Raw genomic sequence first — 20697 nt, 5'->3', positions numbered from 1 at the left:
TTTAACCTCCAATTATCATTTGATCTAAGCGAGCCCCTGCCGGAACCATCGGAAGTACGTCTTCATCCTCTGGAATGCAGATATCCACGACGATCGGACCCTTAGTCGCTAAAGCCTCTTCAAGCGCTGATTCCAACTTCTCAGGTTGAGTGACTCTTAAGCCGGGAATTCCCATCGCTTCGGCTAGTTTTACAAAGTCAGTATGCCCTTTGATCGAGGAATGAGAGTAATGTTGATTGTAAAACATTCTTTGCCATTGCGCGACCATACCCAGAACCTGATTATTTAAAATAAAAATTTTCACGGGCAAGTTCAAATCGGCAATCGTCGATAATTCCTGACAGTTCATCATAAATCCGCCATCGCCGCTAAAAACGATCACTTGTTGTTCAGGGCAGCCTACTTGCGCGCCTAAAGCCGCAGGTAGCCCATAACCCATTGTTCCCAGTCCGCCCGAAGTTAGGAAATGTCGGGGGAGTTTATACTTGAAGAATTGGGCTGCCCACATTTGATGCTGGCCCACATCCGTAACGACGATAACCTCTCCCTTTGTCAGCTTGCTCACACGTTCAATGACATCCTGTGGCATCACCTTACCTGGACGCTGCGTATAGTCTAATGGTTTTTCTGTTTGCCAAGCTTTAAGCTGATTTCTCCATTCATCATTCTTTCCAGGCCACTCTTCAGCCGACCATTTCTGTACCTGTTCAAACAAAGAAGGGATGGTCCAACGCAAATCTCCGACTACTCGAGTATGGGCGATAATATTTTTATTGATTTCAGCAGCATCGATATCACAATGAAGGACTTTCGCTTTCGCAGCAAAATCAGCGACCAGACCTGTTACACGGTCATCAAAACGTACGCCTAGCCCAAGAAGCACATCACATTCGGTTGTTGCCATATTGGCAGCATACGTTCCATGCATCCCCACCATACCGAAATTGAGCGGGTGATCATCAGGCACACAGCCAAGTCCCATCAGGCTAGTGATCACAGGTATTTTCGTATATTCGATGAATTCCCGTAAGGATGGTGACATATCTGCTAGATTAACGCCGCCGCCAACAAAAATGAGCGGTTTTTGAGCCTGTGCTAATTCCTGAGCGACCGCTTGAATAACCAGCGGATCGCCTTCAAATACGGGATGATACCCCCTTAAGCAAACGTCCTGGGGATACTCAAAATCCAATTGGGCTGCAAAGACATCCTTCGCAACATCGATCAAAACTGGACCTGGTCGACCAGTGCGGGCAATATAAAAGGCTTCCTTCATTACTTTAGGAAGTTCTCGAACATCTTTAATGAGATAATTGTGTTTGGTAATTGGCGTAGTAATCCCCTTGACATCTGATTCTTGAAAAGAATCTCGTCCAATTAGAGGGACTGCTACTTGACCGGTAATCGCGACGAGAGGTACAGAATCCATATAGGCTGTCGCAATTCCTGTCACTAAGTTCGTCGCTCCAGGTCCCGAAGTAGCCATGCAAACTCCAACCTTACCTGTAGCGCGTGCATATCCATCTGCAGCATGAGCGGCTCCCTGCTCATGCCGGGTCAAGATATGGGGAAACTTGGCCTCATATAAGGCATCGTAGAGCGTTAAAACAGCACCCCCTGGGTATCCAAAAACGATCTCGACTCCTTCACACCTCAAGCTTTCAATTATGGCCTGAGCCCCCGTCATCCTCATAAACGCCCTCCTCTAACCTTTTTATGTATTATAGTACACATCGAGAAGAAATGCACTATATTAATTGCGTCAAATTACTGAAAACTAAAGAAGTCCTAGGTAATTTACCCAGGACTTCTTGCAAAAGTCACTTTACCCAATCTTGAATTTAAGACTTGGCACGTGCACGTTTTCTACCACGTGTTAATCCCAATCGATTCTTAATTTCAACAAGGATTTGGCTCGCATTGAAAATCGAAGAATAGGCACCACTGAATACTCCAATCAACATTGCTAAGGAGAATACGCGTGTTGATTCGCCGCCAAAGATAAAGATAGAGAACAAAGCAATTAACACCGTGACAACCGTATTAATGGATCGGCGCATGGTTTGCCAGATGGATTTATCCACCATATCTTCGTAGGTTTGACTCTTTTTAATCCGCGATTCATTCTCGCGTATCCGATCAAAAATGACCACAGTATCATTGATTGAATAACCGAAGATTGTCAAAACAGCGGCCACGAAAGATGAATCAATTTGCCAACGGAAAAGAGAGAACAGTCCTACCGTAACTAGGACATCATGGATTAAGGCCAGAATCCCTGAAATCGCATAAGCAAATTGGAAGCGAATTGTGATATAGACAATCATTAAACCCATGGCAATAATAAGGGAAAGGATTGCGTTCTTGGTCAATTCTTGCCCAATTGCTGGTCCGACCTTATCTTCTTTAAGATTTGCTTTGTTATAATCGCCCACGTTCTTCTGAAGTGTATCCAACAGCTTGGTCCGTTGGTCCTCATCCAAGGCTGTTGTACGAATCAACGCTTGAGTATTGTTCGTTGAAAGTTGGACTGAGCCTTCCAAGCCTACAGACTTCATCGTATCCTTAATCGCGGTTTGGGTCACTGCATTGTTAAAAGGAATATCGAGCATTGTTCCACCCGTAAAATCAATACCCAGGTTCAGGCCCTGTACAAATAAGGAGATCAGACCCGGAATAATGACAAGTAAGGAAATTGCAAACCACCAATAGCGCTTTTTAACAATATTAAAGTAGAGGGGGTGAAGTTTTTGAACTTCTTCATAGGTTTCAAGATGAGACGCAGGAGTAGGAGGAGTATTGTTTGTCGATTTTTTTACTTTATCAGCCATTTTGTTTCCTCCTTACCCCGAACCAAGAGGTATTCATCTTAGGATTAACTCCCACTACCCAACGCAAAATCATCCGTGTGAAGGTAATTGCCGTAAAGAGACTGGCAATAATACCTACTGCTAAAGTAATTGCAAACCCTCTAATTGTGCTTGTTCCCAAGAAGTAAAGAGTTAGTGCTGCGATTAAAGTCGTAACGTGCGCATCAATAACAGTAATAAAAGCCCGACTAAATCCTGATTCAACTGCCGCGCGTAGAGATTTTCCTTCACGTATTTCTTCCTTCACGCGTTCATAAATAATAATATTAAAGTCGACCGCCATACCTACGGTAAGAATTAAACCGGCTATGCCTTGTAAGGTTAGAACAGCTCGCATCAAATATAAGACCCATAAAACAATGAGAGCGTAAACAATAAGTGAGAAATCCGCAACCATACCAGGCAAATGATAAAACGCAAGCATAAATAAGAAAATGAAAATCAAGGCATAAAGTGCCGCTTGCATACTTTTCGCTAAAGAATCAGCCCCAAGAGATGCTCCGACTTGGCGCTTCTCAGCAATCGTCATACTTACCGGTAACGATCCTGAGCGGAAAAGTACTGCATAATCTGCAGCCTCTTGCAGGGAAGAGTAATTGGTAATTTCAGCTTGCCCATTGACAATCGGCACTTCAACTCTAGGATTTTGAAGAAGTTTATCATCAAGGTAAATTCCTAGGTTTTGCCCGACAAGTTTAGTCGTTGCATCCGCAAATTTTTTAACCCCATCACCTGAGAAAGTCAAATTGACGACAAAACCCTGGTTTTGACTACCATTCGCAGCTCGGGCGTCTTTTAAATCAGAGCCTTGGAGTACAACATTTCCTTGAGGGTCACGAAACGTCAGTTGAGCTGTAGTTTTTAAAACGTTTACCGCTTTATCCGGGTCTTGAACACCTGCTAAATCAACGATAATTCGTTTATTCGGTACATCTTCTTGGACGATTGGTTCGGACAAACCCATTTCATCAACCCGTTTTGATATGATTGTCTTGGCATTGTCCATATCGTCTTTTGTCACCGGGCTTCCATCTTTTCCTGGTTGAGCTTGCAGAACTAAGTGCACTCCACCACGCAAGTCAAGTCCCAACGGGATTCCTTTTTGGGAATCCGTAAGGGGTTTAACTGAAAGCGTGGCAACGATAGCCACGAGCAAAACAACTACTGTAAGCTTTAGGATATTTCCCCTTTTCATTCGTTTTCCTCCCTTTTCATTTGACTGGGACTTGCCCAAGCCAAATTTAATTATAAGGCCAGGTTTGTCATTGGTCAATTCAGGTTTTGGGCATAAATATGTTACTTATTAAGCTTTTATTTGATCTTCGAGCCCTTAATCTGGCTTTTTAAACAGGATAGCTTACAAGTTCTGACATTTTGCTTGGGAAATTTCCATTTTCTTCTTATCTATTTTCAGGTCTTCTCATCCATCTAAAGCAATTTCACTTCATTAATCTTGAGTTCAAACCGAGTTTCTAAAAAGTTAGCCGCTTTACGACATAAAAGCATTCGGGCCATAAAGATTTCAAAGTAATCCATAACCGGACAAAGCTCCGTATTAATCGTGATTTCCAGGGCGATCCTGTCTTTGGGATAAACACGCAGAAAGGAATGCTCGACTGCATAGTTTACCCGGTCGTGAATATCAAACGTTGAAAGATCGGGATTTCTCACACGCGAACGGTGAACGTCGGATTTATCCGCTAGAATCAAGGCTGCCGATACATCATTAACAGGATGACCATCCGCTTCATCATGATTCCCGATCGCGCCAATGACGACGGCTATTTCTTCTGGGGCCATGCAATGCCGTTCCAAAATATTTGAAGCCATGATTGCGCCCGTTTGCGCATGACTGACTCGATTTACCGCATTGCCGATATCATGGAGGTAGCCAGCGATTGCTGCAAGTTCACTGGTTCTTTGCGGATATTCTAATTTCTCGAGAATATTTGAGGCAATGCGGGACACTAATCCTACATGACGTAATCCATGTTCAGTAAAACCAATCGCTTCCAAGTGCCGGTTTCCGCCCTCGATATATCCCTGAACGATAGGATCCTCTTTGAGGTCTGCCAGTGTTAGCTTATGCATGCTCTGTTCTCCCTTCTTTCAGTATTCTGAGGCGGTAACAAATTCATTGCCGTTCCTCCAAGATCGTCTAATAACCCGTAGTCTTTAATAGTTTCTTCTGCCAGCACTGCAAATGGATCCTGACGGATTGCTCATTAGTCACGGCATTTAACTCCTTTAAAAAAGCCATCGAATAAATAATAAAGCAAGTGATCATACCACTTGCTTTTATTATTCTTTATTGTACCACTTATGAAAAAAACTCATGCAGAAAATTAGCCTTCAGTAGTCCCGTTCTCTGTTCCATTTCCAGCTTCAGTTTCCTTAGAGGCTTCTTCCCCTTTGCCACTATTATCTTTTTCGTTCTTGTCGCCCTTTTTATCCTTTTCAACGACAACTTCACGATTTTCAACACTCGTAATTCCGCTCTTGGTAACTTCAATCTCGACTTTATCGGCGATCTGCAGCATCACGGATTTTTCTTTTACTTTGGTTATTTTACCATAAACTCCACCCGCAGTGATAACTTTATCCTTAACCCGCAGACTGCTGAGTAAGGCCTGGCGTTGTTTGGCCTGTTTTTGTTGAGGCCGAATCATCAGGAAGTACATTATCCCAAAAAACACTACAAAATAAAGGACAAGAGTTAGGGTCGATGATTGCATACGTAAATCCTCCTTAAAATAGATACTTTGTTTACTTGATATTCCTCACTTAAGTGGAAAATCCTTCTTAAATTATACGGAAATATACTAACGACTACGCTTTATTGGAGATAACCATAATCGGCAAAGAACGTCTGGCGATATTCCGGTAAGCGGTCTTCAGCAATCGCTTCCCGGATTTCCTTCATGACTGTTTGTAAAAAGCGCAGATTATGAATACTCATGAGCCGCAAGCCCAGAATTTCATCGGCTTTCAGTAAATGTCGGATATAGGCTCGCGAATAATTGCGGCACGTATAGCAATCACAGGTTGGATCAATCGGCGTAAAATCATGAGCCACGGCGGCATTTCTTATAACAAGCTTACCATACCTTGTCATTGCTGTCCCATTGCGGGCTATCCTTGTCGGTAAGACACAGTCAAACATATCAATTCCGCGCATGACTCCTTCGATTAAGGCATCAGGTGATCCTACTCCCATTAAGTACCGGGGACGGTCCTTCGGAAGTAACGGAACTGTATAATCCAAAACTTCATACATGAGTTCCTTGGGTTCACCCACGCTGAGTCCACCAATAGCATAACCCGGTAAATCAAGTTCTGTTGCCTCGGCAGCACTCTGCTTTCTGAGATCTTCAAACATGCTTCCTTGGACAATTCCAAATAAAGACTGGCGATCAGTTGTAGTTAGGGTTTCTTTACACCGTTTTAACCAACGTGTCGTCCGTTCCATTGACGCTTTGGCATATTCGCGGGTTGACGGATAGGGTGTACATTCATCAAAAGCCATCACGATATCTGAACCTAAGGCCATTTGAACTTGGGTTGCGATTTCCGGGCTTAGGAACTGTCGAGAACCATCGAGATGAGAGCGGAATTCCACCCCTTCCTCCGTAATTTTACGCAGATCACCTAAACTAAAAACCTGAAATCCTCCACTATCGGTAAGGATTGCTCCGTCCCAATGCATAAAGGAATGTAGTCCACCCGCCTCGCGGATGAGCTCCTGTCCCGGACGGAGAAACAAGTGATATGTATTACTTAAGATAATTCCTGCACCTATCTCTTTTAATTCCTCTGGAGTCAGGGTTTTAACAGTTGCCTGTGTCCCAACTGGCATAAAAACTGGTGTATCGATCACTCCATGGGGAGTGTGGAGTTTTCCCAGACGAGCTTTTGTTCGGGTATCTTCTTTCAATACTTCTAAACGTACCGCAGGCAAATAGTTCACATCCCTTTCTACGTCTCAACTCCTGCTTTGCCTTGCTTTTTAATACTTATCATTATACGGGTAATTAGACTGAAGCACAACTTTCTGACCCAATAACGTCTACAAAATGAGCATGGCATCGCCAAAGCTATAGAAACGATAGCGTTCTTGCACTGCTAAGGCATATGCTTTCATGATTAGGTCCCGTCCAGCTAAAGCACTGACGAGCATCACCAAGGTTGATTTAGGGAAGTGGAAATTTGTAATGAGGGCATCGACCACTTTAAAAGAGTAGCCCGGATAGATAAATATATTGGTCCACCCTTCCCCAGCTTGGATCAAACCGTTTTCCTGACCAATCGATTCCAGCGTACGTGAAGCTGTCGTTCCGACCGCAATCACGCGCCTTCCTTCTTGTTTGGCTCGATTAATCCGCTCTGCAGCTTCTTTAGAAACCCGGTAATACTCAGAATGCATCTCATGTTCTTCGATCTTTTCCACTTTCACCGGTCGGAACGTTCCCAGTCCAACATGGAGGAGAATCTCGACAATTTCAATTCCCTTTTGACGTAACTGATCCATCAATTCGCGTGTAAAATGTAACCCTGCCGTGGGGGCAGCAGCCGAACCATTCTCCTTGGCATAAACCGTCTGATAGCGTTCTTTGTTTTCGAGTTTTTCCGTGATATAGGGTGGCAAAGGCATGTTTCCCAATTCATCGAGAACGGCCTCAAAAATTCCCTCATAAAAGAAACGAATCTTGCGATTTCCATCCGGAAGGATTTCTAAAAGCTCTCCTATGAGCCTTCCTCCGCCGAAGCTCACCTTCTGTCCTACTTTGAGACGCTTACCTGGTTTAATAAGTATTTCCCAAACATCCCGTTCCACGCGTTTTAAGAGAAGGCATTCAATATGTGCCCCGGTTTCTTCTTTCTCCCCAATCAAGCGAGCAGGAATGACCCGAGTATTATTCACCACGAGAACATCCCCTGGCTGCAGTAAATTAGGCAACTCATGAAAGATGTGATGATTAATTTCGCCGCTAGCGCGATTAACGACCATTAAGCGAGACGAATCTCTTGGCTCCACAGGGTGTTGAGCAATAAGCTCTTGAGGTAGATAAAAATCGAAATCTGATAACTCCACTCTGATTCTCCTTCAAATATAGCTTTTTATAAAGAAAACTTGGCTTGCGCCAAGCCTCTGGCACAGGCGGAAGCCTTAGTTGCACTTATGCTATCTGCCCCAAACTTATACTTTCTGTTAGTATAAGAAAAACTACTCTTTAAAAAAAGCTATATTATCGTAATAAAAATTTAAGATTTCTTGATAACTATATCCCAACTGGGCCATATGATACGCCCCCCATTGGGACATTCCGACACCATGCCCCCAGCCGCGCCCCCAGAAGATAAACACGCCGTCTGGAGATGGGGTTTCTCTGACTCCAAGTGAAGAACTGAGGATCCGATTCAAACGGGGTCCTGGGGCCATCGAGACGTTCTGGAGGATGTTTACTGGAGACTTCGCCCCCTCTAATTGTGGCTGGGTAAAAGGATTCCAATTTCCCAGTGTGTTTTCTTGCCCTTTAGCCTGCGCTTGACCTGTAATCTCCTGGACCTCAAAAAGACTTCCCAGGAAAGATTGACTTTGAATGGGGTGTCCAAACGGATAGAAAGCCTGGACAAAAGCTCTCCCCGAGACTTCCTTCGTTTTTCCTTGCTGATCTGTCATCCTTACCTTTTTTACTCTACCCGACAGGTATTTGTCAAGTTGAATTTCCTGAATGGGAGCCAATTGAAAGGCTTTACCCAGGACGTCTGCGCCAATGATGTAGCGCCACTGATCTGCTGCCCCACCCATCCCCTGAGAAAAAGGGTCCAGATGGGAAGAAAAATGGGAATCTGGATTACTCCAGACATTCTCCGTCTTTTCCGTAAAGCCCCCATTATGGGATGAATATAAAGCATCGATGGGGAGCTGAGTCTGGGTATCAACCAAAATTTCACCTTCGGTCGCAGCAATGGCCAAGGTCGCTTTTCCTTCGACTTCTTTGCCTAGATAGGCTTGATCAAAATCAGGAGAATCCGTAATTTGCGAGCTAGTTTGCAACTTTTTCACGACATAGGTTCGTGCTGCCACGGTTTGCGCTTTTAACGCTTCTAGGCCATCTTGAGCCCAAAGGTTACTCATTTCGATCGGCACAACTCCCTTTAGATATTCTTCACGCTCGACCTGATTGATTAAAGACCAGTGATCTTCTTGCCAGCGGAGGAGCAAACTTCCTCGATAGCGAATCGACTGGCCATCTGGAGTTTGAATTTTAAAAACTCCAGCAGAGTCCAGCGCACGTAATTCGATTTGGGTCCCCCGCCATATCTGAAAAGGATTATCATTAAGGCGAAGGATTGGAGCATAACCTCCCCATGCACACTCTAATAATGACCCTGCAGGGAAGGAGGTTATAGATGCCTGTTGGTTGAGCTCTTTCAGTTGATAATTTCCTTCTTCGATTTGAATTCCAATCCAGCCCGCGTCTTTAAACTTCCAGACAAGTTCAATCGGGATTTCCTGAGCTAAGCAAGGCTTAGCATTGAGGAATACCAAAAATAAAAAAAGCACCAATAACCAGCACTTTTGAATGGAGGACAATCCATTCTTCTCTCCTGGTAAGTAAGGTAGCACTTGAAACCACCTCTTTTTCCCGTTTAAGAACAGAGTGCCCTATTTATGTTATCTTATTCTACAAATAGCGTTCCCTCGTGAGCATTAGGGTACGGAAGACCCAGATGTTCATACGCCCGAGCCGTTGCCACTCTTCCCCGAGGAGTGCGTTGCAAAAAGCCCTTTTGCAGCAGGTACGGTTCGACTACATCCTCGATGGTTTCTGCTTCTTCGCCAATCGTTGCTGATAACGTATCTAGACCCACCGGGCCCCCGGCAAACATATGGATAATAGTTTTTAGGGTATTATGATCGATCCGATCAAGCCCAGCGGGGTCAACTTCAAGACGATCTAACGCTTTCTGCGCTAATTCTGCCGTGACTATTCCATTTTCCCAGACTTGGGCATAATCCCGAACTCTTTTAAGCAAGCGATTAGCAACTCGCGGTGTCCCTCGTGAACGTCGACCGATCTCTTCCGCACCCTCGGGGGTGATTTCGAGATGTAAAATTCCCGAGGCCCGCCGCACAATCTCAATCAAATCTTCGACTTCGTAAAACTCCAAACGGCTAATCACGCCGAAACGGTCTCTCAGCGGCGACGCGAGCTGACCTGCCCGAGTGGTCGCGCCAACCAATGTGAAGGGTGGAAGGGAAAGTCGAATTGAACGGGCACTGGGGCCTTTGCCGATCACAATATCTAAACATCCATCTTCCATTGCGGAATATAAGATTTCTTCCGTCGTCCCGCTCAAACGATGGATTTCATCAATGAATAAGACATCTCGAGGTTCTAAGGCGGTTAAGATCGCTGCCAAATCCCCCGGCCTTTCGATGGCTGGACCGGAGGTTGTTCGAATATTTACACCCATCTCTTGAGCAATAATATTTGCTAACGTCGTTTTACCCAGCCCGGGCGGTCCGTAAAGCAAGACATGGTCCAACGCTTCTCCACGGGCTAAGGCAGCCTGGATAAAAATCTGCAGATTTTCCTTAACCTTATTTTGTCCGATGTAATCCATTAGCCGATGCGGACGAAGGACTTCTCCCTCAAGATCCCCCGGAATTTCTTGAGAAGATACCATACGTTCTTCCATTCCGAATTTTCCTCTTCTCTTTCAATTTAAGTGAATAGATGTGGGAAAGCTACACTTACTACTTTTGGAGGGCTATAGAACGTAAAGCCTCCTTAACCTGTTCTTCAATGGTTAATTCACGGCCATCCGTTTGCACCCGAGCCAGAGCCCGTTTTCCTTCCTCCAGACTAAATCCTAAGGCTAACAAAGTTTCTAAGGCCTCTGATTGAAGCCCCGCGCCTTCAAGAGAGACATAAGATTCGTCAACTCCTGCTTTTCCTTTAAATTTTTCCCGAAGTTCGAGGACAAGACGTTGAGCCGTCTTTTTACCAATTCCCGGAACCTTCGTCAGCACCGTCAGGTTCTCACCGGCAATCGCACTTTGCGCTTGAGCCGAACCTAGAGTGGAAAGAATCGAAAGGGCTGCTTTCGGACCGATTCCTGAAACGGAAAGCATCTGAAGAAATATTTCCTTTTCCGCTAAAGAGGAAAATCCGTAGAGCGAAAGTTCATCCTCACGTGAAACAACATGGGTATAAAGAACGAGCTCTAATCCTGGATGAAGTTTCGATAAAAGCCCATAAGGAACCGCTAATAGATAGCCAGTCCCCTGGACATCGAGGACAAGTTTATCTGTCTGAATCTCCCAGACCTTTCCGCGCAACATCCCAATCATTGTGTTCCCCCTATTCGATTCAGCAAATTTACACTATGCGCGTGACAAATAGCAATCGCGAGTGCATCTGCTGTGTCATCCGGTTTGGGAATCTCATTTAGGCCTAACAAAGCGCGCACCATTTGTTGAACCTGTTTTTTGTCTGCTTTGCCATACCCTACAACGGCTTGTTTCACCTGAAGCGGTGTATATTCGTAAACAGGGATTCCCGCCTGAGCGGCAGCAAGGAGTATAACCCCACGTGCCTGCCCAACGGAGATCGCGGTCGTAGTATTACGATTAAAAAAAAGTTCCTCCACGGCAATTTGCCCGGGACGATGCTCTTCGATAAAAGATTGCATTTCTTGATAAAGCATCAATAAGCGTTCCGACATCGGTATATGGGCTGGAGTCCGCCAAGAAGCATACGCTATAGGAATCAGCCGATTTCCTTGTTTTTCAATTAAACCATAACCCATAATGGCTGTTCCTGGATCGATACCAAGTATCTGCATAGTCGCCTTCCTTTCAATATAATAGATTCGACAGGAAAGCGAGGGATTCCTGTTTTCTATAAAGAAAACCCGGCTTTCGCAGAGCTTTGCAATAAAGAAGACTTGGCCAGCGCCAAAGCGATGGCCTTAGTCGCCTTATCCTGCCGGACTTAACTACTTGCATCGTAGGATAAAGAAAACTTGGCTAGCACCAAGCCCTAGCGAAGGTGGTAGCCCTAGTTGCCTTATCCTGCCGGACTTAACCGCATTCATCGTAGGAAAGCGAAAACCGCTGGTTGCACTTAGAGTTTATCTGCCGGAAATTTATACTTTCTGTTAGTACGAAGGAAAACGGTGCCCGCCTGAGCACCGTTCCCAATACTTTTTGTTTTTGTTCTCGAAAAAACTCGGATTATTCTAAGTCCTCGTCAGAGAGCGAATCCGCGAGTTCAAAATTAGCGTAGACGCCTTGTACATCTTCATGTTCTTCTAACGCGTCCATTAAGCGGATCATTTTCTTGGCCAGCTCTGGATCCGCAATCTCCACCGTATTTTGCGGAATCTGATTGACAATCGCTTCAAAAATAGGGACTTTCTGATCTAACATAGACTGCCGAACTCCCTCCATTTCCGCTGGAGATGTATAAACAAGATAATTTTCTCCATCATTGTCCACATCCTCAGCTCCAGCTTCTAAAGCCATAAGCATGAGTTCATCCTCAGAAAACGCCAAATCCTCTATAGGAATAGTTAATTGTCCTTTTTCGTTAAACATCCAATTGACGCTTCCCGTATCCCCAAGATTTCCTCCGTTTTTAGAGAAGAGGTGGCGCATTTCCCCTGCAGTACGGTTCCGATTGTCGGTAAGAATATCAATCATGACCGCTGCGCCTCCTGGACCATAACCTTCATAACGAAGTTCTTCATAAGTGGTTCCGTCCCCACCGCCAGCACCTTTTTGAATTGCGCGCTGAATGTTGTCATTCGGCATATTCGCTGCTTTCGCGTTATCAACAGCGATCTTCAAGCGAAAATTATTTGCCAGATCAGCTCCGCCGGCACGAGCGGCTACGATAAGCTCTCGTCCAAGTTTCGTAAATACTTTACCTTTTTGAGCATCTGTTTTAGCTTTTTTATGTTTAATATTCGCCCATTTAGAATGTCCTGACATTGATAGTCCTCCTTATTTAGTTCAAAATTATTTTAACATAAAATTTTTTATAGTGTAAAGAATAAAAATCGAGATAGCCAGTTCTCACGGAAACTGGCTATCTAAACGAAGTTTCTTGTTAGCATTCAAAAGATTTCTAAGTCTTACTTTTTTGCTTATCAATTCTCTGCCCGACTTCGTTAACTAAGCTCTCCACATAATGAGGTAAAGGGATTCGGTTTGTTCCGATGATCTGAATATTTCCCCTTTGAATAGGGATTAAGAGTTTATCCGCTTTGCTTACCGATAGAGCTGTAGCGATCGCCGGAGTAATCTCCCCTAACAACCCATAGACTGTCATAATTGCAAAAGACCCGACAACCAAATCTACGCGATCCGCATTAAAACAGATTGCCGATTCTCCGGACGCACCCTCGGTTGCACCCGCTCGTAACATCGCCCCCGTTGCTAAGGCATTAGTACCTAAAGCGAGGATTTCCAAATCAGGCATCCTTTTCCTCAACTGTTCAACGATATGTTTACCTATACCTCCACCTTGTCCATCAATTACCGCTACCCGCATTGTGCCCCTCCTTAATCTAAACTTTCAACATGCGGAGAGATATAATATAAACTCATTTTACACGGCAAGTCAGGAATTCACAATCTAGTTAATAAATTTAATATTCTGACTTTTAAAAAGGGGCTAGCAATAGTTTGCGAAATAGGTTACAATCTAAGTGTGAAAGCACCATGTTTCACGAACTAGTGTATTACACTGGTTACCTTCTCATCTCACTCCTCCTCAATCTAACCCCTCTGCTCTATGCCCAGCTTCTGTTGGGCTAATTTTTTTGCGCCAATTTATTTTGTATATTTATATATATTTCTTACTGAATAGTTTTCGAGCAATGCGGACATTCTATTAATGCTTCACATCATTTAAATAATTCTCTCTACTGTTTATGAAAAAGGAGGAAGGTAAAATGAGCCGTAACACGCCAGAAGTTCCTGAATCCGAGAAACAGTTAGATGCACTTAAGTGGGAGGTTGCTGAAGAACTTCAACTCGACGATGACATCCAAGAAAAAGGGTTTGAAAACATGACGACTCGTGAGGTCGGGCAAATCGGCGGAAATATGGTTAAAAAAATGGTCGAGTATGCCGAGGAAAACATGAAAAATGGAGCGGACATTAACGATTAACGTTGAAACACGATTGTTGAGCTTGCGTGACGGCCAGCACGGACTCTTAACAATGAAGTACCTCTTCTGAAGAGCAGTTACATGAAGAGCGGGCAATTGCCCGCTCTTCATCAATTTGACTGTTCCTTCCCTTTCTGCATTTTTGGCACGCCTCAACTTTTCTTTCCCCTCTTCAAGGCGAAAAGCGAATTAGAGAAAAGTATTGAGGCGTTTTTTAATCGAAGTGACTCACGGATTTTCCTCATTATTACTCGGCACAGATATGATAAGGTAAAAAAAAGACACCCCCTGAAATAGAAGGTGCCCCGAGTAATATAGAAAATTAATGTTGATATTATTTTGCTAACTCCGGTAAAACTTTCTTTATCAGATCAATTATCGTCTGATTCTTAATCTCAACAGGCTTTGTTGCTGGATCATCCCCAAGATCTTCATACTTCATGGCCGTAAAGCTATGATCCCGCGTAATATGTCCATAAGCATCAGACGGGTTCTTCCACATAATTTGATCAATCTTAGCTTGATTAAGTTTACCTTCGTGACAGTCATTACAGATGTCTACTGGTTTGTCTTTCTTTATCAACACTCCGCTCGCATTTGCTTTGTGCGGCCCGTGACAAGTCAAGCAACCATTAATTTCTCCAGTTTGAGCATGTTTGCTGGCGAAGAAATCGCGTGTCCCATGATGGTTATCTGTCGTAAAGTTCCCTTGTTTGTCCTTGACCGGGTCACTCTTATGACAGTTCAAACAGGCTTCTTCGGCGGTACTAATTTTCATCGTTGTCTTTTTATCGGCAAACGTAGCATTAGCATGAACTCCACCTGGCCCATGACAAGATTCGCAGGAGAATCCTGCCGTTGGCGACCCAGTTGGAATGCCTGACGCATGACAAGTCACGCATGTTTGAGCCGATTCTGCGACCCAATCTGGTTTCCCATCATTATCCATATCCTTCTGACTCGCTGGTTTAACATTCCATTTATCTCCAGACTTTTCTACTGCTGCAACCCGGTAGTACTTGTCTTTAAAACCAGTAGGTGCTTGCGCTACGATGTAATCATCCATCATCACCCCATAAACCGTATTCTTAGATAAGTCGATCGTTGCGGAAGTTGGTTTGTCGGTATTACCTGCATCGAATACCGTTATGGGTCCCAACGTTTGGGCCATCGGATAATCCGAAAGTGGTTTAAAGGATGTAAAATGTTTCGTATGGGGTACAGCAGTGAACTTATCGGCATGACACCCCTGGCAGGTATCATTTCCTACATAGGTCGCTGCCGTAACTGCATTTTTTACTTGATTCACAGCCTCTTGAGGTGTAGCAGGTGTTTTTTGCTGATTACACCCAACTAAAATGATAGCCAATAATCCGAGTAGCGATAAAAGGATGAATATAATGTTTCTTCTTTTTTTCAAAATTTAGACCTCCTTTGCTTCGCGCTATTATTTAACCCCAGCTGTTTGTTGACTTGGGGGGTGAGCCGTATAGCGATGACAATTGAGACAAGAAACTTTGTTCTCCAACACGAACGCATGTGAGCTACTGGGCGCTTGCGAGCCCGAAGTAAGTGTTATATTTTTAGCCTCGGGGAAACTGTTGTTTTTGCCCGTATGACAAAGGATACATGTCTCAATGTTGAGTTTTGCTACAATGTTGGCTGGGATTTGATTAGTAAAATGATAATATAGTTCCGAAACGGATTTGAGCTTTCTCGAGACATATCCCACTGTCCCTGGATTAGCATGACACTCAAGGCAAGGCACATTATTGTGGGGGCTTACTTGCCAGGTCGCAACATGAGGACTGATTTCATGGCAACTAGTACAGAAATTCGGCTGAGAAGTATAGTGCATTCCTACTCCTGCAATGAGGAACAGTACAACAAGACCCGCCAGCGAAAGGAACACTAATTTTTTCGTGTTTTTCTTTACGGACAACTTTTCCTGCTCACGCTCATCTTTGGAATCTGAAGCCATCACATATGACCTCCTTTCAATTAGTCTCCTTAGTTTTTACGGGAAGAATTCCTTTTACTCGTACTACTTGCAAAATCCTCATCCTTTCTCGATAAACTTTAGGATTTCTCTAATAATCCTAACGAAAGTAGTAGGAAATTTAAAATAATCTTTGACTTCTGATTCACTGTTTTTTAAGATAGAGGGTGTGCTTAAAAGATAAAGAAAACCCGGCTTGCGCTGAGCTTAGCGAAGGCGGAAGTCGATGGTTGCACTTATGCTATCTGCCGAAAAGTTTATACTTTCTATTAGTACAAGGAAAAGGAGATCCTGAATGAGCGTATTAAATGTTGAAAACGTCTCTCACGGTTTTGGTGGTCGTCAAATCTTGGAGGAGGCCTCCTTCCGCTTACTCAAAGGGGAACATGTCGGATTAGTGGGAGCTAATGGTGAAGGTAAATCCACTTTTTTAGATATCATTACCGGTAAACTCATCCTGGATAAAGGAAAGGTTGAATGGTCCAATCGCGTAACGGTTGGCTATTTAGATCAATATAGCGTTTTAAGCAAAGGAAAAAGTATCCGCGATGTTTTAAAGGAAGCATTCCAATCAATGTTCGAATTGGAAGCGGAGATGCTTCACCTTTATGAGGCTATGGGCACTGCTTCCGAGGAGCAACTCCAAAAAATGATGGATGATGTTGGCGAAATTCAAACAATTCTTGAGTCAAATGGTTTTTATTCAATTGATGCCAAACTTGAAGAAGTCGCCAATGGCTTAGGTTTAGGCGAAATTGGTCTGGACAAAGATGTTGCGGATTTGAGCGGAGGGCAACGGACCAAAGTTTTACTGACAAAGCTCTTGCTCCAGAACCCAAGTATTCTTCTGTTGGACGAGCCCACCAATTACTTAGACGCAGAGCATATCGAATGGCTGAGTCGTTACTTGAAAAACTATGAAAATGCCTTTATTCTGATCTCCCATGATATTTCCTTCCTGAATGACGTGGTTAACGTGATTTATCATCTTGAAAATGCAACGCTTACTCGGTATACCGGGAATTATGAGGAATTCTCACAGCTTTTAACGGTCAAAAAGGGACAGGAACTTAAGGCCTATGAGAAACAACAGAAAGAGGTCGATCGTCTGGAAGACTTTATCGCCCGCAATAAAGCGAGATTTTCGACGACGGGTCGGGCTAAAAGCCGCCAAAAACAACTCGACAAAATGGAAATCCTCGAGAAACCGAAAGAAAAGGTTAAACCCGTTTTCAAATTCCGGGAAGCACGCTCTCCTGGGCGTATCATTTTTGAAGCGCAGAACCTCGTTCTCGGTTACGAGGAGCCGTTAACCCGTCCGATGAAACTCCAGTTGGAACGAGGACAAAAAATAGCCATTCGCGGCGTGAATGGCTTAGGTAAAACAACGTTATTGAAAACCTTATTGGGGATCATCTCCCCCATCAGCGGTGAAGTCCAACTCGGTGATTATCTCTTCCCTGGGTATTTTGAACAAGAATCCACCAACCATAACACGAATACCCCTCTCGAAGAGGTATGGGCCGAATTTCCGGGACTTACCAACGCTGAAGCCCGGCAGGCCTTAGCCCGATGCGGACTGACAAGTGAGCATATTTCCAGCAAAATGATGGTTTTAAGCGGCGGCGAAAGTGCTAAAGTCCGGCTCTGTAAACTCATGCTTAAAGATATCAATTGGCTGGTTCTTGACGAGCCAACGAACCATCTTGATGTCGATGCTAAAGAAGAATTGAAAAAAGCCCTTAAAAAATTTAAAGGAACGATCCTTCTCGTCTCGCACGAACCAGAGTTTTATGAAGATTGGGTATCCGATGTCTGGAATCTCGAACAGTGGACAACCAAGATTGTTTAATACCCTAAGCTCCTACCAAAGACAGCGAATTCCGCATCACCAAAGGTGCGGAGTTCGCTGTCTTTAGATACAAATTCATTGCTCAAAATATTTAATCCTAATTTTATTTTAGCTACTCATTTATTTTTAAGGATTTCCGGTTAAAATAGTCCAGATATTGATTTTACGCAAATTCTAAATAAACGAGGACATTATGCAAATTATTATCAATAAACCTGTAACTCTTCTACTTATCTTAATTATATTCTTCATCCTTGTCCTTATCGTTGTTCTGTTACTCGCCAAACCCCTTACGCGCTACATCATAAAGATGGCAAGTAACGATTTTTCCAAAAAATTACTTAGCGATAAATACACACAGAATCTTGCTGAATTAATACCTTCATTACAGCGTTTTTCAGTTCTTAACCTCATCGAAACCGGATTACGCGCTCATCAGGGTAAAGTCATCACACGCCCCTTAGGAACCCCGAAGCATTTTCCCGGCTTTGAGAAGCTCCTGTTTGTCCCCCCGTTAATGGCAAAACTATCCCTCCACGAGAGTACCAAAATCAATATGCGCGTAACCCTAGGACCTAAAGCTACAAAACCCTTAACTCTAGAAATTCCTCTCATGATTAGCGCAATGGCCTATGGACTAGCTCTGAGCGATGAGGCTAAAATCGCCTTAGCCAGAGCTTCTAAAACACTTCAAACGGCAATTTGTTCTGGAGAAGGTCCCCTCCTCCCAGAAGAACGACAAGAAGCCGGTAACTATATCTTACAGATATCGCGTTGGTCTTGGGGCGGAAGAACCTCGCAACAGATTGCTTCTGCCAATATGCTCGAGGTGCAAATGGGGCAAGGTGCGGACATGGGATCTGTCCGGGTTGAAGCTACGGAATTAGAAGGTAGGGCTCAACAGCTTGGAGGTCTAGCTCCTGGGGAACCGGCAATCTCGTTGCCTGCCCCGCCGGGCATCAATGCCCCTGAAGATTGGCCTAAATTTATGGAAGACCTAAGGCAAAAGGCCAACGGCATCCCCATCGCTCTTAAGCTTATGGCAACAGGTCGAATTGAGGAGGATCTTGCCTTTGCCGTTGATCTTGGATTTGATGCCGTCGTCATTGATGGATCACAAGGCGGTTCCCATGCCACAACCCCCATCAAGCAAGATGATTTTGGCATACCCACTTTAAACGCCTTAATTCGAACAGTAGAATACTTAAAAAATCAACCCATCAGTATTATCATATCCGGAGGATTTTTTACACCTGGAAATTGTCTTAAAGCATTAGCCCTGGGGGCAGATGCCATTTTTCTCGCCACAGTTCCTCTTTTTGCCCTTGTCCACGATCAAGCCGAAAAAGTAACGCCTTGGGAACCCCCGACAACCCTTGTATATTATGATTCTCCCTCGAAATCGAAACTAGATATCGCGCTCGCAACGACGAGCGTTACAAATACCCTTCAAGCTATGGCCTTAGAAATGGAAGAAGGAATGCGCGCCTTAGGGAAAAAATCGTTAAAGGAGCTAAGTCCTGATGACCTCGTTGCCCTAGATACCTACACTGCCGAAGTTACGGGCGTGAAACGAATATATTAGTAGAATTAACATTAGAACCTCTTATCTACCGATAGGAGGTTCAAACTCCATTCCAAAAGAAGCCTGTACTATTTCCGAGCGGATAGCTCCCGCATGGAAACTCCGTCCACTTTTTAAATTCGTTAGCCAAATCTCAGCAGGACTAAAGAATTGCGGGTCGATGTCAAAGAAATCATCATATTGTTCAATAACCGTTGCAAATAATCGTCCATATTCTGGGGAAGCCGAAGAGGGCACTTTTTTAATTATTTCTTTTAAATATTCATCCTTATCTTTTACATTGTAGTAAACGGTTGACCCATAGCGAATGGCATCATTTGTACGACCTAACGCTTGAATCGTATCAGAAGCTACTGGAGGAAGTGGGCAGATTCCCCACCCCGTACGAATTGCTGTAAGATCCACAATCAATGATATGGACTCCATTATGTTCAAAAGCTCTAACCTTTAACTGTTCTTGATTCTGAATTAATTTCTTAACCAAGGGCATCGCCTGGCTATTGGGTCTAAGTTCAGGTACTTCGGGAAGCATAAGTGTCATAGGTATCATCCTCCTATGCCTTATAATCTCTGCAAAGTAATGTAAAATTACTCTCGTATACTAAATCTAAGTGTTGAAGATTGAACTTCATAAGCCTCTAGTTTCCGATAGAGATTTCTTACACTAATCTCAAGTAATTTAGCGATTTGCGCGGGATTTTCATTCGCTTGCCTGAGTGTGTTTAAAATGAACTCACGTTCCATATCTTTCGAGGTAGGATAATGATAATTATTATTCAAGACATCGGTTAAACGCACTGGTTCTTCAGGTAAATTAGGTAACAAAATTGTCGAGCAAATGCCTGTCAAAATGCCTCAAGAACCCTATTCCTTGCACATTATGATTAATGCCGAAATGGCTGCTCAGAAAGGACTAAAGGATGGGGATGGGGTTCTAGGACAGGTTATTTTTTTATAAAAAGGTGTAATTAAAGTTACATCAAGACATACTAATTGCGTCGAAAATACATATTAGTCTTAAAGGTGCTTTGCTGTGATAATTTACCATCAAATTTAGTCAAAGACCAGCTAATAAAAGTCAATAGCTTTTTTAAGAAAAGCCTAAGTTTTTGCTCTGGTAAAGGAGGGTACAGCAAACTGAGTCATCGTAAAATCCGAACAATGACAAAATCATCAATAGTTTAGGGAACGAAACGCTCGG

The 20697-nt window shown here is 43.7% G+C and carries 20 protein-coding genes; 3 read left to right on the top strand and 17 right to left on the bottom strand.

Annotated elements, in window-relative coordinates; all coding sequences use genetic code 11:
* Window position 1 precedes the first annotated feature (1 nt).
* From ilvB to VM640_RS15100, 13 genes are all read right to left on the bottom strand, one after another.
* Complete coding sequence (gene ilvB, locus VM640_RS15160) at window positions 2-1693, bottom strand: biosynthetic-type acetolactate synthase large subunit (RefSeq protein ID WP_325393698.1); 1692 nt, start codon at window positions 1691-1693, stop codon at window positions 2-4.
* 148 nt (window positions 1694-1841) lie between these two features.
* On the bottom strand, window positions 1842-2831 hold the full coding sequence (gene secF / locus VM640_RS15155; RefSeq protein WP_325393696.1) for a protein translocase subunit SecF: 990 nt from the start codon (window positions 2829-2831) through the stop codon (window positions 1842-1844).
* Window positions 2824-4065: a protein translocase subunit SecD gene (gene secD / locus VM640_RS15150; protein WP_325393694.1), complete on the bottom strand. Its 1242-nt coding sequence runs from the start codon at window positions 4063-4065 to the stop codon at window positions 2824-2826. Before secD ends, secF begins: the two co-directional genes overlap by 8 nt.
* A 233-nt stretch (window positions 4066-4298) precedes the next feature.
* A complete protein-coding gene (locus tag VM640_RS15145) occupies window positions 4299-4961 on the bottom strand; it encodes an HD domain-containing protein (RefSeq protein ID WP_325393692.1) in 663 nt (220 codons plus the stop codon).
* Window positions 4962-5215: 254 nt separating this feature from the next.
* The gene (gene yajC, locus VM640_RS15140; RefSeq protein WP_325393690.1) at window positions 5216-5605 is read right to left on the bottom strand and encodes a preprotein translocase subunit YajC; all 390 of its coding nucleotides are present in this window, start codon (window positions 5603-5605) and stop codon (window positions 5216-5218) included.
* A gap of 101 nt (window positions 5606-5706) precedes the next feature.
* On the bottom strand, window positions 5707-6828 hold the full coding sequence (tgt, locus tag VM640_RS15135) for a tRNA guanosine(34) transglycosylase Tgt (protein ID WP_325393688.1): 1122 nt from the start codon (window positions 6826-6828) through the stop codon (window positions 5707-5709).
* Window positions 6829-6936: 108 nt separating this feature from the next.
* Window positions 6937-7962, bottom strand: a complete 1026-nt coding sequence (queA, locus tag VM640_RS15130; RefSeq protein ID WP_325393686.1) for a tRNA preQ1(34) S-adenosylmethionine ribosyltransferase-isomerase QueA — start codon at window positions 7960-7962, stop codon at window positions 6937-6939.
* 132 nt (window positions 7963-8094) lie between these two features.
* Window positions 8095-9441, bottom strand: coding sequence for a SpoIID/LytB domain-containing protein (locus VM640_RS15125; protein ID WP_325393684.1), 1347 nt, complete (start codon window positions 9439-9441; stop codon window positions 8095-8097).
* Window positions 9442-9554: 113 nt separating this feature from the next.
* Window positions 9555-10577 (bottom strand): Holliday junction branch migration DNA helicase RuvB, encoded by a 1023-nt coding sequence (ruvB, locus tag VM640_RS15120; protein ID WP_325393682.1) that lies wholly within the window; start codon window positions 10575-10577, stop codon window positions 9555-9557.
* 58 nt (window positions 10578-10635) lie between these two features.
* Window positions 10636-11232: a Holliday junction branch migration protein RuvA gene (gene ruvA, locus VM640_RS15115; protein WP_325393680.1), complete on the bottom strand. Its 597-nt coding sequence runs from the start codon at window positions 11230-11232 to the stop codon at window positions 10636-10638.
* Window positions 11229-11726, bottom strand: coding sequence for a crossover junction endodeoxyribonuclease RuvC (gene ruvC, locus VM640_RS15110; RefSeq protein WP_325393678.1), 498 nt, complete (start codon window positions 11724-11726; stop codon window positions 11229-11231). The genes ruvA and ruvC overlap by 4 nt, the downstream gene beginning before the upstream one ends.
* A gap of 391 nt (window positions 11727-12117) precedes the next feature.
* A complete protein-coding gene (locus VM640_RS15105) occupies window positions 12118-12876 on the bottom strand; it encodes a YebC/PmpR family DNA-binding transcriptional regulator (protein WP_325393676.1) in 759 nt (252 codons plus the stop codon).
* Window positions 12877-13012: 136 nt separating this feature from the next.
* Window positions 13013-13438, bottom strand: coding sequence for a DUF3842 family protein (locus VM640_RS15100; RefSeq protein WP_325393674.1), 426 nt, complete (start codon window positions 13436-13438; stop codon window positions 13013-13015).
* 403 nt (window positions 13439-13841) lie between these two features.
* Between VM640_RS15100 and VM640_RS15095 the strand changes: the two genes are divergently transcribed.
* Window positions 13842-14060 (top strand): alpha/beta-type small acid-soluble spore protein, encoded by a 219-nt coding sequence (locus VM640_RS15095; protein ID WP_325393672.1) that lies wholly within the window; start codon window positions 13842-13844, stop codon window positions 14058-14060.
* 334 nt (window positions 14061-14394) lie between these two features.
* Here VM640_RS15095 and VM640_RS15090 read toward each other — a convergent pair whose 3' ends face one another.
* A complete protein-coding gene (locus VM640_RS15090) occupies window positions 14395-15480 on the bottom strand; it encodes a cytochrome c3 family protein (RefSeq protein WP_325393670.1) in 1086 nt (361 codons plus the stop codon).
* A gap of 27 nt (window positions 15481-15507) precedes the next feature.
* Entirely contained in the window at window positions 15508-16041 is a 534-nt protein-coding gene (locus VM640_RS15085; protein WP_325393668.1) for a cytochrome c3 family protein, read from the bottom strand.
* Window positions 16042-16354: 313 nt separating this feature from the next.
* Here VM640_RS15085 and VM640_RS15080 point away from each other — a divergent pair, with 313 nt between their 5' ends.
* Both VM640_RS15080 and VM640_RS15075 read left to right on the top strand, forming a co-directional pair.
* Entirely contained in the window at window positions 16355-17911 is a 1557-nt protein-coding gene (locus VM640_RS15080; RefSeq protein WP_325393666.1) for an ABC-F family ATP-binding cassette domain-containing protein, read from the top strand.
* 193 nt (window positions 17912-18104) lie between these two features.
* Window positions 18105-19496 carry an FMN-binding glutamate synthase family protein gene (locus VM640_RS15075; RefSeq protein WP_325393664.1) on the top strand — a complete coding sequence of 464 codons (1392 nt, stop codon included), beginning with the start codon at window positions 18105-18107 and terminating at the stop codon, window positions 19494-19496.
* 21 nt (window positions 19497-19517) lie between these two features.
* On the opposite strand, the gene VM640_RS15070 is transcribed toward VM640_RS15075, so the two are convergent.
* Together VM640_RS15070 and VM640_RS15065 are read right to left on the bottom strand one after the other, a co-directional pair.
* Window positions 19518-19922, bottom strand: coding sequence for a methenyltetrahydromethanopterin cyclohydrolase (locus VM640_RS15070; RefSeq protein ID WP_325393662.1), 405 nt, complete (start codon window positions 19920-19922; stop codon window positions 19518-19520).
* A gap of 162 nt (window positions 19923-20084) precedes the next feature.
* A complete protein-coding gene (locus tag VM640_RS15065; RefSeq protein ID WP_325393660.1) occupies window positions 20085-20321 on the bottom strand; it encodes a helix-turn-helix domain-containing protein in 237 nt (78 codons plus the stop codon).
* Window positions 20322-20697 lie beyond the last annotated feature (376 nt).

The sequence above is a fragment of the Desulfitobacterium sp. genome, from assembly GCF_035539115.1.
GTDB lineage: Bacteria > Bacillota > Desulfitobacteriia > Desulfitobacteriales > Desulfitobacteriaceae > Desulfitobacterium_A.
Note: the sequence above shows the minus strand (reverse complement) of the source record. Positions and strands in the feature narration are given on the sequence as shown.

Bases quoted from the DNA above. Each gene is read 5' to 3' on its own strand.
- ilvB (WP_325393698.1), bottom strand. From the start codon at position 1,693: ATGAGGATGACGGGGGCTCAGGCCATAATTGAAAGCTTGAGGTGTGAA.
- VM640_RS15105 (WP_325393676.1), bottom strand. From the start codon at position 12,876: ATGTCAGGACATTCTAAATGGGCGAATATTAAACATAAAAAAGCTAAA.
- VM640_RS15085 (WP_325393668.1), bottom strand. From the start codon at position 16,041: ATGGCTTCAGATTCCAAAGATGAGCGTGAGCAGGAAAAGTTGTCCGTA.
- VM640_RS15075 (WP_325393664.1), top strand. From the start codon at position 18,105: ATGCAAATTATTATCAATAAACCTGTAACTCTTCTACTTATCTTAATT.
- VM640_RS15095 (WP_325393672.1), top strand. From the start codon at position 13,842: ATGAGCCGTAACACGCCAGAAGTTCCTGAATCCGAGAAACAGTTAGAT.
- yajC (WP_325393690.1), bottom strand. From the start codon at position 5,605: ATGCAATCATCGACCCTAACTCTTGTCCTTTATTTTGTAGTGTTTTTT.
- secF (WP_325393696.1), bottom strand. From the start codon at position 2,831: ATGGCTGATAAAGTAAAAAAATCGACAAACAATACTCCTCCTACTCCT.
- VM640_RS15145 (WP_325393692.1), bottom strand. From the start codon at position 4,961: ATGCATAAGCTAACACTGGCAGACCTCAAAGAGGATCCTATCGTTCAG.
- secD (WP_325393694.1), bottom strand. From the start codon at position 4,065: ATGAAAAGGGGAAATATCCTAAAGCTTACAGTAGTTGTTTTGCTCGTG.
- VM640_RS15100 (WP_325393674.1), bottom strand. From the start codon at position 13,438: ATGCGGGTAGCGGTAATTGATGGACAAGGTGGAGGTATAGGTAAACAT.
- ruvA (WP_325393680.1), bottom strand. From the start codon at position 11,232: ATGATTGGGATGTTGCGCGGAAAGGTCTGGGAGATTCAGACAGATAAA.
- ruvC (WP_325393678.1), bottom strand. From the start codon at position 11,726: ATGCAGATACTTGGTATCGATCCAGGAACAGCCATTATGGGTTATGGT.
- ruvB (WP_325393682.1), bottom strand. From the start codon at position 10,577: ATGGAAGAACGTATGGTATCTTCTCAAGAAATTCCGGGGGATCTTGAG.
- VM640_RS15070 (WP_325393662.1), bottom strand. From the start codon at position 19,922: ATGGAGTCCATATCATTGATTGTGGATCTTACAGCAATTCGTACGGGG.
- VM640_RS15080 (WP_325393666.1), top strand. From the start codon at position 16,355: ATGAGCGTATTAAATGTTGAAAACGTCTCTCACGGTTTTGGTGGTCGT.